At 72.2% G+C, this 8363-nt stretch carries 8 protein-coding genes; 6 read left to right on the top strand and 2 right to left on the bottom strand.

Annotation, left to right across the window (positions count from 1 at the left end; translation table 11 throughout):
* The 5 genes from B7767_RS13175 to B7767_RS13155 all read left to right on the top strand — a co-directional run.
* Positions 1-1363 (top strand): aldehyde dehydrogenase family protein (locus B7767_RS13175; protein ID WP_085572354.1); only part of this gene is annotated, 1363 nt, incomplete at its 5' end.
* A gap of 95 nt (positions 1364-1458) precedes the next feature.
* A complete protein-coding gene (locus B7767_RS13170) occupies positions 1459-3000 on the top strand; it encodes a GMC family oxidoreductase (RefSeq protein WP_085572353.1) in 1542 nt (513 codons plus the stop codon).
* Complete coding sequence (locus B7767_RS13165; protein ID WP_085572352.1) at positions 3000-4181, top strand: glycine betaine/L-proline ABC transporter ATP-binding protein; 1182 nt, start codon at positions 3000-3002, stop codon at positions 4179-4181. The genes B7767_RS13170 and B7767_RS13165 overlap by 1 nt, the downstream gene beginning before the upstream one ends.
* The gene (locus B7767_RS13160) at positions 4181-6130 is read left to right on the top strand and encodes a proline/glycine betaine ABC transporter permease (protein ID WP_085572351.1); all 1950 of its coding nucleotides are present in this window, start codon (positions 4181-4183) and stop codon (positions 6128-6130) included. Before B7767_RS13165 ends, B7767_RS13160 begins: the two co-directional genes overlap by 1 nt.
* Before the next feature lies 1 nt (position 6131).
* Entirely contained in the window at positions 6132-7082 is a 951-nt protein-coding gene (locus B7767_RS13155; RefSeq protein WP_085572350.1) for an ABC transporter substrate-binding protein, read from the top strand.
* A 9-nt stretch (positions 7083-7091) separates the two neighbouring features.
* On the opposite strand, the gene B7767_RS13150 is transcribed toward B7767_RS13155, so the two are convergent.
* Together B7767_RS13150 and B7767_RS13145 are read right to left on the bottom strand one after the other, a co-directional pair.
* Positions 7092-7544: a carboxymuconolactone decarboxylase family protein gene (locus B7767_RS13150; protein WP_085572349.1), complete on the bottom strand. Its 453-nt coding sequence runs from the start codon at positions 7542-7544 to the stop codon at positions 7092-7094.
* Positions 7541-8041, bottom strand: coding sequence for a carboxymuconolactone decarboxylase family protein (locus B7767_RS13145; protein ID WP_085572348.1), 501 nt, complete (start codon positions 8039-8041; stop codon positions 7541-7543). The genes B7767_RS13150 and B7767_RS13145 overlap by 4 nt, the downstream gene beginning before the upstream one ends.
* A 46-nt stretch (positions 8042-8087) precedes the next feature.
* On the opposite strand from B7767_RS13145, the gene B7767_RS13140 reads away from it, so the two are divergent.
* Positions 8088-8363, top strand: a 276-nt coding sequence (locus B7767_RS13140) for a GntR family transcriptional regulator (protein WP_143652400.1), incomplete at its 3' end; no start/stop codon positions are given.

Raw genomic sequence — 8363 nt, 5'->3', positions numbered from 1 at the left:
GGGGGCCGCCGCCCGCCGCGCCTTCGACGAGGGCCCGTGGCCGCACACCCCCGTCGCCGAACGGGCCGCGCTGCTGCGCCGCGTCGCCGAACTGCTCGTCCGGGACCGGGAGAAGCTCGGTCTGCTGGAGAGCCGGGACGCCGGCAAGACCGTCGAGGAGGGCCGCGTCGACATCGACTGTGTCGCCGACGCCTTCCGCTACTTCGCCGACCTGGTCGCCGGGGAAGCCCCCGGACGGGTCGTCGACGCGGGCTCGCCCGACGTCCACAGCGTCGTCGTGCACGAGCCGGTCGGCGTCTGCGCACTGATCACGCCCTGGAACTACCCCCTGCTCCAGGCGAGTTGGAAGATCGCCCCCGCGCTGGCGGCCGGCAACACCTTCGTGGTCAAGCCCAGCGAGATCACCCCGCTGACCACGATCGCCCTCATCGACCTGCTGACCGAGGCCGGACTGCCCGCCGGGGCCGCCAACATCGTCACCGGTCCCGGCCACACCGTCGGCGCCCGGCTCGCCGAGCACCCCGACGTCGACCTGGTCTCCTTCACCGGCGGCCTGGTCAGCGGCACCAAGGTCGCCCAGGCCGCGGCCCCGGGCGTCAAGAAGGTCGCCCTCGAACTCGGCGGCAAGAACCCCAACGTCGTCTTCGCCGACGCCTGCGCCACCGACGAGGGCTTCGACACCGCCGTCGACCAGGCCCTCAACGCCGCCTTCATCCACAGCGGCCAGGTCTGCTCGGCGGGCGCCCGGCTCATCGTCGAGGAGCCGGTCCGGGACCGCTTCGTCACCGAACTCGCCCGCCGCGCCGAGCGGATCAGGCTCGGCCGGGGCACCGAGGACGGCGTCGAGTGCGGCCCGCTGGTCTCCGAGCAGCAGCGCGCGAAGGTCGAGGCGTACGTCGAGTCCGCGCTCAAGGAGGGCGCGGTGCTGCGCTCCGGCGGCAAGCGGCCCGCGCCGTCCGCCGAGCGCCCGGAGACCGGCTACTTCTACGAGCCGACCGTCCTCGACCGCTGCCACCGCGGGATGAAGGTCGTGCGCGAGGAGGTCTTCGGGCCGGTCCTCACCGTCGAGACCTTCCGCACCGAGGACGAGGCCGTCGCGCTCGCCAACGACACCGAGTACGGGCTGGCCGGCGCCGTGTGGACCGCCGACGCGGGCCGCGCCCGCCGCGTGGCCGGACGGCTGCGTCACGGCACCGTGTGGATCAACGACTTCCACCCCTACCTCCCGCAGGCGGAGTGGGGCGGCTTCGGCAAGAGCGGAGTGGGCCGCGAACTCGGCCCGGCCGGTCTCGCCGAGTACCGCGAGACCAAGCACGTCTACCAGAACCTGGCGCCCAGGCCGGTGCGCTGGTTCGCGGGCTGAACCACGGACCACCGGGCGGTGCCGGCCCGCCGCCGCCCTTCCCCGAAGCCGCACTCCACCCACCTGTCCCGAATCCCCGGAGGAGTACCACCCGGATGCCCGCTCACACCCACGAACCCGATCACGCATACGACTACGTCGTCATAGGCGGCGGCACCGCAGGCTCCGTCATCGCCTCCCGACTGACCGAGAACCCGGACGTCACCGTCGCCGTCATCGAGGGCGGCCCCAGCGACGTCGGCCGCGACGACGTGCTGACCCTGCGCCGCTGGATGGGCCTGCTCGGCGGCGAGCTGGACTACGACTACCCCACCACCGAACAGCCGCGCGGCAACTCGCACATCCGGCACAGCCGCGCCCGCGTCCTGGGCGGCTGCTCCTCGCACAACACGCTCATCGCGTTCAAGCCGCTGCCGTCCGACTGGGACGAGTGGGAGCGGGCGGGAGCCGAGGGGTGGGGCGCGGTGCCGATGGAGGCGTACTACGCCCGGCTCGAGAACAACATCGTCCCGGTCGACGAGAAGGACCGGAACGCCATCGCCCGCGACTTCGTCGACGCGGCGCAGACGGCCCTCGGGGTCCCCCGGATCGAGGGCTTCAACAAGAAGCCGTTCGACGAGGGCGTCGGCTTCTTCGACCTCGCCTACCACCCGGAGGACAACAAGCGCTCGTCGGCGTCGGTGGCGTACCTGCACCCGGTGATGGACGAACGCCCCAACCTCACGATCCTGCTGGAGACCTGGGCGTACCGGCTGGAGCTGAACGGCACCCGCGCCGAGGGCGTCCACGTGCGCACCAAGGACGGCGAGGAGATCCTCGTCAGGGCACGGAACGAGGTCGTGCTGTGCGCCGGCGCCGTCGACTCGCCCCGGCTGCTGCTGCACTCCGGCATCGGCCCGAGGGCCGACCTGGAGGCGCTCGGCATACCCGTGGCGCACGACCTGCCCGGCGTCGGCGAGAACCTGCTCGACCACCCCGAGTCGGTGATCGTCTGGGAGACGAACGGACCCATCCCGGAGAACTCCGCGATGGACTCCGACGCCGGCCTGTTCGTGCGCCGCGACCCCGAACACGCGGGCCCCGACCTGATGTTCCACTTCTACCAGATCCCGTTCACGGACAACCCGGAGCGACTGGGCTACCGGCGGCCCGAGTTCGGCGTCTCGATGACCCCCAACATCCCCAAGCCGAAGAGCCGGGGCAGGCTGTACCTCACCAGCGCCGACCCGTCCGTGAAGCCGGCCCTGGACTTCCGGTACTTCACCGACGAGGACGACTACGACGGCCGCACCCTGGTCGACGGCATCCGCATCGCCCGTGAGATCGCCAGGACCGAACCCCTCGCCAACTGGCTCAAGCGCGAGGTCGCCCCCGGGCCGGACATCACCGGCGACGAGGAACTCGGCGAGTACGCCCGGAAGGTCGCGCACACCGTCTACCACCCGGCGGGCACCTGCCGCATGGGCGCCGTGAACGACGAACAGGCCGTCGTCGACCCCGAGCTGAAGGTCCGGGGCCTGGAGGGCATCCGGATCGCGGACGCCTCCGTCTTCCCGACCATGACCGCCGTGAACCCGATGATCGGGGTCCTGATGGTCGGTGAGCGCGCCGTCGACCTGATCGGCGGTGACGCGTGATGAGTACCGCGACCGCCGCTCCCGTCTTCTCCGTCGACGGCCTGTGGAAGGTCTTCGGACCGAAGGCCGACCGCGTCCCCGGCGACCCCGCGCTCACCGCCCTCGACCCGGCCGAGCTGCGCTCCCGCACCGGCTGCACCGCCGCCGTGCGTGACGTGGGCTTCGACGTCCGCAAGGGCGAGGTCTTCGTCGTCATGGGCCTGTCCGGCTCGGGCAAGTCCACGCTGGTGCGCTGTCTGACCCGGCTGATCGAGCCGACCGCCGGCACCATCGCCATCGACGGCGAGGACGTCCGCGCCATGGACAAGGCCCGGCTGCGCGAACTGCGCCGGCACCGCGCCGCGATGGTCTTCCAGCACTTCGGCCTGCTGCCGCACCGCACCGTCCTCGACAACGTGGCCTACGGCCTGGAGATCCAGGGCATGGGCAGGGCGGAGCGCCGGGAGCGGGCCGCCGAGGTGGTCGCCAAGGTCGGCCTGGAGGGCATGGAGCAGCGCAGACCCGCCCAGCTCTCCGGCGGCCAGCGCCAGCGCGTGGGCCTGGCGCGGGCATTGGCGGTGGACCCCGAGGTCCTCCTCTTCGACGAGCCGTTCAGCGCGCTCGATCCGCTGATCCGGCGGGACATGCAGGAGGAGGTGGTGCGGCTGCACCGCGAGGAGGGCCGCACGATGGTCTTCATCACCCACGACCTCCAGGAAGCCCTGAAGCTCGGCGACCGCATCGCCCTGATGCGCGACGGCCGCGTGGTCCAGCTCGGCACCCCGGAGGAGATCGTCGGCTCACCCGCCGACGACTACGTCCGCGCCTTCGTCCGCGACGTCCCCCGCGAACAGGTCCTGACCGTCCGCACCGCCATGCGCCCCGTGACCTCAGCGGAAGAGGCGGGCACAGGCCCGGCGATCCGCCCCGACGCCACGGTCTCGGAAGCCGTGGAGGCAGTGGCCCGAGCAGGCACCCCGGCCCGCGTCATGGACGACGGCCGCTGCCTGGGAGTGGTCGACCCGGCCACACTGCTGAACGTGGTGGCAGGCACCGCAGCCACGGGCAGTCGTGCCGCTGGGGCGGCACGGGTGGGCGATGGGGGTCCCCCGCTCATGGGGGAGGAGTCGAGAGTGGGGGAGGAACCGGTGAAGCGCCGTGAGCCAGGACCCACCCCCACCACCACCGAGGAGCCGGTGTGATGGCAACGCTCACGGCGACTCCCCGTAAGACCGCACCGCCGGGCATCCTGGCGAACAGAGCCACCCGCAAGCTCCTGACGCTGGGCGTACTCGCGGCCGTCCTCGTCCCCCTGGCAGCCGCCCGCTGGGCCAACGGCACCTGGCCCGAGGCCCTGACGGTCGACGTCTCCGAACCCCTCGGCAAGGCCAGCGACTGGATCATCGACAACCGCGACTCCCACCCCCTCTTCCTCCACTTCCTCGGCCACGTCAGCAACGTCGTCGTCATCGCCGTGCGCGCCGTCTACCTCGCCCTCCTCGCCGTCGGCTGGGCGGGAGTGACCGCCGTGTCCGCCCTGATCGCCTGGCGCGCGGCCGGCATCCGCCTGGCCCTCGGCACCGCCACCGCGTTCCTCGCCTGCGGCCTGCTCGGCATGTGGGTACCGACGATGCAGACGCTCGCCCTGATGGTCGTGGCGGTGGCCGCGTCCGTCCTCGTGGGCGTGTTCCTCGGCCTCGCCGCCGGCCTCTCCGACCGCATGGACCGCGTCCTGCGCCCGGTCCTCGACACCATGCAGGTCCTCCCGGCCTTCGCCTACCTCCTCCCCGTCGTCCTGGTCTTCGGCATCGGCGTCCCCGCGGCCGTCCTGGCCACCGTCGTCTACGCCGCCCCGCCCATGGCCCGCCTCACCGCGCTCGGGCTGCGCGGCGCCGACAAGGAGGTGCTGGAGGCGGTCGAGTCGCTCGGGACCACCGCACGCCAGCGCCTGCTGACCGCCCGCATCCCGCTGGCCCGCAAGGAACTCCTCCTCGGCCTCAACCAGACGATCATGATGGCGCTGTCCATGGCCGTCATCGCCTCCGTGATCGGCGCCGGCGGTCTCGGCGACCGCGTCTACCAGGCACTGGCCTCGGTCGACGTCGGCGCCGCGCTCGCGGCCGGCATCCCGATCGTGCTGCTCGCCGTCGTCCTCGACCGGGTGACCGGCGCGGCCGGCGCGCGACTCGGACAGGCACCCCCGCCGAACGCCCGCGCGCTGTGGGCGTACGCCGGGACCGCCGCCGTGGCCGTCGCGGTCACCGGACGTCTCGCGGACCGCCTGGAGTGGCCCGACGGATGGGTCCTGAGCATCGCCGAGCCGGTCAACCGGGCCGTCGAGTGGATGACCGGCCACCTCTACTCCGGTGTGCCCGTCATCGGCGGCACCGCCGACTGGGCGGGCCGCTTCACCACCTGGGTCCTCGACCCCCTCCGCGACGGCCTGCAATGGCTGCCCTGGTGGTCGGTGCTCCTGATCGTCGCCGCCCTGGCCTGGCTGATCGGCACCTGGCGCACCGCGCTCACCGCCGTCCTCGCCATGGCCGCGACCGGCGTGCTCGGTGTGTGGAAGCCGTCCCTGGACACCCTCTCGCAGGTCCTCGCGGCCGTCGCCGTCACCCTCGTCATCGGCTTCGCGACCGGCATCGCCGCCGCCCGCAGCGACCGCTTCGCACGCCTCCTGCGCCCGGTGCTCGACGTGTTCCAGACGATGCCGCAGTTCGTGTACCTGATCCCGGTCGTCGCCCTGTTCGGCGTCGGCCGCGCCCCGGCCGTCGCCGCCGCGATCGTCTACGCGCTCCCCGCCGTCGTCCGCATCACCACCCAGGGGCTGCGCCAGGTCGACCCGGCCGCCCTGGAATCCGCCCGCTCCCTCGGCGCGACCGGCGCCCAGCAGCTGCGCCAGGTCCAGCTCCCGCTGGCCCGCCCGGCGCTGCTGCTCGCCGTCAACCAGGGCGTGGTCCTGGTCCTCGCCGTCGTCATCATCGGCGGCCTGGTCGGCGGCGGAGCGCTCGGCTACGACGTCGTCTTCGGCCTCGCCCAGGGCGACCTGGCGACCGGCCTGGTCGCCGGGGCCGCGATCGTCTGCCTGGGGCTGATGCTCGACCGGGTGACGCAGCCGACCGAACGCCGTACGGCGAAGGGAGCCTGAGATGTCCCGCACGCGTATCACGGCGGCCGTCGCCGTGCTGGTGCTGGCCACCGGCTGCGGCGCCGCCGACATGACCGAGCAGGCGTCCCCCTTCGCGAACGCGCGGGGCGCCAGGACGGTCACCCTGTCCGTGCAGTCCTGGGTCGGCGCGCAGGCCAACGTGGCCGTCGCCCAGTACCTGCTGGAACACGAACTGGGCTACCGCGTCGACACCGTCCAGGTCGACGAGGTGCCCGCCTGGGACGCGCTCAGCCAGGGCCGCGTCGACGCGATCCTGGAGGACTGGGGCCACCCCGAGCAGGAGCAGCGGTACGTCGAGGACAAGAAGACGATCGTGAACGGCGGCGACCTCGGCGTCACCGGGCACATCGGCTGGTTCGTGCCGACGTACTTCGCGGAGCGGCACCCCGACGTCACCGACTGGAAGAACCTCAACAAGTACGCCGACCGGTTCCGCACCCCGGAGAGCGGCGGCAAGGGACAGCTGATGGACGGCTCCCCGTCCTACGTCACCAACGACAAGGCGCTGGTGAAGAACCTGAAACTGGACTACCGGGTGGTGTTCGCCGGCTCCGAGGCCGCGCAGATCACCCAGATCAAGCAGTTCGCCAAGGAGAGGAAGCCCTTCCTCACCTACTGGTACACACCCCAGTGGCTGTCCGCGAAGGTGCCGATGACCGAGGTGAAGCTGCCCGCGTACGAGGAGGGCTGCGACGCCGACCCGGCGAAGGTCGCCTGCGCCTACCCGGTCACCCCGCTGCAGAAGTACCTCAACGCGGACTTCGCGGAGCACGGCGGGGAGGCGGCGGAACTGCTCAAGAACTTCGAGTGGACGACCGAGGACCAGAACGAGGTCTCCCTGATGATCGCCGAGCAGAAGCTGTCGCCCCGGGAGGCGGCCGGGAAATGGGTGGACAACCACCCCTCCACATGGAAGAAGTGGCTGCCCTGACCTCCTGGTTCACCACTCGGTGGAGCCCGGGGGGATCCGGCGGCCGACCATCAGCCGGTTCCAGCTGTTGACGGCGGTGATCAGTGCGACGAGGTGGGCGAGCCGGGCGGCGTCGAAGTGCCCGGCCGCCCGCTCGTACACCTCGTCGGGCACGAACCCCCCGGTCAGCACCGTGACCGCCTCCGTCAGTTCCAGCGCGGCCCGCTCCCGCGCGTCGAAGACGTCGTCCCCGGCCTCCTCCCAGGCGTCCAGGAGATCGAGCTGCGCCTCGCGCACCGCCCCGCCCTCGCGGGCGAGGGCGAGGTGCATGTCGAGGCAGAAGGCGCAGTGGTTGAGCTGCGAGGCACGGATCTGCACCAGCTCGGCCAGGCCGGGATCGCCGAGGCCCTTCTTGGCGGCGGCGCTCACCGCCCGCAGCGCGCTGCGGACACCGGCGTCGAGGTGGGTCGTGCGAGCCGTCACGCGTGCTGTCCCGGCGTGTAGTGGCCCGGGGTCATCCGGCAGGTCACCCCGAACCGGTTCCACGCGTTGATCACCGTGATCGCGGCGATGAGCTGCGCCAGCTCCGGCTCCTCGAACCGCTTGGCGGCCCGCTCGTACACCTCGTCCGGCACGAAGCCGTCCGTCAGCACGGTGACCGCCTCGGTCAGTTCGATCGCCGCGAGCTCCTTCTCCGTGTAGAAGTGCCGCGACTCCTCCCACGCGCCGAGCTGGATGATCCGCTCGACGCTCTCGCCCGCCGCGAGCGCGTCCTTGGTGTGCATGTCCAGGCAGAAGGCGCAGTGGTTGAGCTGGGAGGCGCGGATCTTCACCAGCTCGTACAGCTTGGCGTCGAGCCCCTTCCTGGCGGCGGAGTCCAGCCGGATCATCGCCTTGTAGACCTCGGGGGCGTGCCGGGCCCACTCCAGCCGGACGGGCAGCTCGGGGGCGTACTCGGTGTTCGTCTCAGTAGTGGTCATGCCTCGACCCTAGGAGCGAGGCAGCCCAGGAGTATGGTCCACTTCCATGGCGGAACGCTGGGCCACTTTCGGCATCGACCTGCACCTCGAACCGACCGGGCCCGGTCTGCGCCGCGGCCTGACCGACGCCCTCCGCGAGGCCGTCCGCACCGGCCGGCTCGCCCCCGGCACCCGGCTGCCCTCCTCCCGCTCCCTCGCCGCCGACCTGGGCATCGCCCGCAACACCGTCGCCGACGCCTACGCCGACCTGATCGCCGAGGGCTGGCTCACCGCCCGGCAGGGCTCCGGCACCCGGGTCGCCGACCGCACGGTGCCCCGGCCG

The sequence above is a fragment of the Streptomyces sp. 13-12-16 genome, from assembly GCF_002114215.1.
Classification (GTDB): domain Bacteria; phylum Actinomycetota; class Actinomycetes; order Streptomycetales; family Streptomycetaceae; genus Streptomyces.
The sequence above is the reverse complement of the archived record's forward strand: the minus strand, read 5'-3'. Positions and strand labels throughout refer to the sequence as shown.